Here is a 1,769-nt window from a genome sequence, read left to right on the forward strand (position 1 = left end):
GAGCAATAGTCAATAGTTGTGGATCAGGTCGTTTCTCTTGATCCGTTTTGGTCACTGCCTGCCTCCAGCTGTCTGCGCAGATGTCTGATCTCTGCGACAAGGCGGGGGACGGCTTCGCGGGCGGTGGCGATGAACTGCGCGTTCTCGTCCCAGCGCTCGTCAGCGGTATCCACGTAGCGGGGCTGCTGGACCAGGGTCGCGGCCACGATCTCGCGGTGGTCGAAGTCCGGCCAGCGCTCTCCCAGGCCGGTGTCCGGCGTGGTGCTCACGGCGACGAGGTTCATCGCGTGCTCGTCGTCAAGGCCGCGAACGAACCAGGGTCCTGGCGTGGCGGCCTGCGCGAGTTCGTCGAGCTCGCCGAGTTCCTCGTCACTGAGCGGTTCTGGGCTGGTCATCAGGCTGCGATCTCCTCTCTCTCCACGAGGTGGCCGTTCTCGAACGTTGCACCCGCACGGACCAGCGCCACCAGGCCGGCTCCTGTGATCGCGCGCCAGCGGTCCTGGGCGGACTCGACCAGCTTGAACACCATCGCCAGGGCCGCCGCCGGGCTGCCAGCGCCGCGGGTGACCTTGGTCCGCAGTTTGACCGTGGAGAACGTGGACTCGATGGGGTTCGTGGTCCGCAGGTGGATCCAGTGCTCAGCCGGGAAGTCGTAGAACGTCAGCAGCTCCTCCCGGTCGTCGGTGATCTTGGCCACGGCTTTGGGCCACTTCACCCCGTAGGTCTTCGCGAACGCCTCGATCGCCTTCTCGGCGTGCGCACGGTCCTCGGCGTTGTAGATCTCCTGCATTGCCTTGGTCGCGCCCGGTTGTGCGGACTTCGGTAGGGCGTTCGTGACGTTCCGGGCCTTGTGGACCCAGCAGCGCTGGTGCCGGGCGGTGGGGAACACCTCGGCCAGGGCGTTCCACAGGCCCATGGCGCCGTCGCCGACGACCAGCTCGGGATCGCGCATGCCGCGTCGGCGACAGTCGCGCAGCAGGTCGGCCCACGACTCGGTGGACTCCCGCAGCCCTTCGGCCAGGGCGATCAGTTCCTTGGTGCCGTCCGGGCGGACGCCGAGCAGGACCAGGACGCACGAGTGGGCCTGGCCGAGCCGTACCTTCGGGTGGACCCCGTCGGCCCAGACATAGACGAAGTCGCGGTCCGCGAGATCGCGTTGCTGGAAGGCGGCATGGTCGTCCTGCCACTGCTTGGTCAGCCGGGTCACGGTCGCCGGCGACAGCCCGGCCGCCGAGCCGAGGAACTGCTCCAGTGCCGGGACGAAGTCGCCGGAGGACAGTCCGTGCAGGTAGAGCAGCGGCAGCACCTCGCCCACCTTCGGCGACTTGCGGCACCACGGGGCGAGGATCTTCGAGGAGAACCGCTTGCGCTCGCCGGTGGCCTCGTCCACGCGGCGGTCGTTCACTCGCGGAGCGGTGACTTCGACCGGGCCGGCCGCCGTGGTGACGGTCCGGGGCCGGTGGTGGCCGTTGCGGACCACCAGGCGGTGCCCGCGATCGTCCCGCTCAGCAGCCAACTCGGCTATGTACTGGTTGACCTCGGCCTCCAGTGCGGCGGCCAGCATGCGGCGTGCGCCCTCGCGGACGATCTCGTCGATCAGGGCGCCGGACTCGGTGGAGCCGTCGGCATTCACTACGCTGAGCACGGGCGTGCCTTCCCGACCCGCGCTGCGAACGCGGGCCTACTCGGTGACCATCACAGGATCATTCGGGAAGGTACGCCCTCCGCGTCCTGCCCGGGGCTGATCCACAGGTCTTGAGCATTGCTCG

The 1,769-nt window shown here is 68.5% G+C and carries 2 protein-coding genes; both read right to left on the reverse strand.

Features of this window, described 5'->3' with window-relative positions; all coding sequences use genetic code 11:
- Positions 1-23 precede the first annotated feature (23 nt).
- Positions 24-395 (reverse strand): hypothetical protein, encoded by a 372-nt coding sequence (locus tag AB0E19_RS38570; RefSeq protein WP_362189878.1) that lies wholly within the window; start codon positions 393-395, stop codon positions 24-26.
- Positions 395-1,645, reverse strand: coding sequence for an IS256 family transposase (locus tag AB0E19_RS38575; protein ID WP_362189881.1), 1,251 nt, complete (start codon positions 1,643-1,645; stop codon positions 395-397). The genes AB0E19_RS38570 and AB0E19_RS38575 overlap by 1 nt, the downstream gene beginning before the upstream one ends.
- Positions 1,646-1,769: the final 124 nt, after the last annotated feature.

Source organism: Streptomyces sp. NPDC047974, assembly GCF_040653375.1.
Lineage (GTDB): Bacteria > Actinomycetota > Actinomycetes > Streptomycetales > Streptomycetaceae > Streptomyces.

Bases quoted from the DNA above. Each gene is read 5' to 3' on its own strand.
- AB0E19_RS38570 (WP_362189878.1), bottom strand. From the start codon at position 395: ATGACCAGCCCAGAACCGCTCAGTGACGAGGAACTCGGCGAGCTCGAC.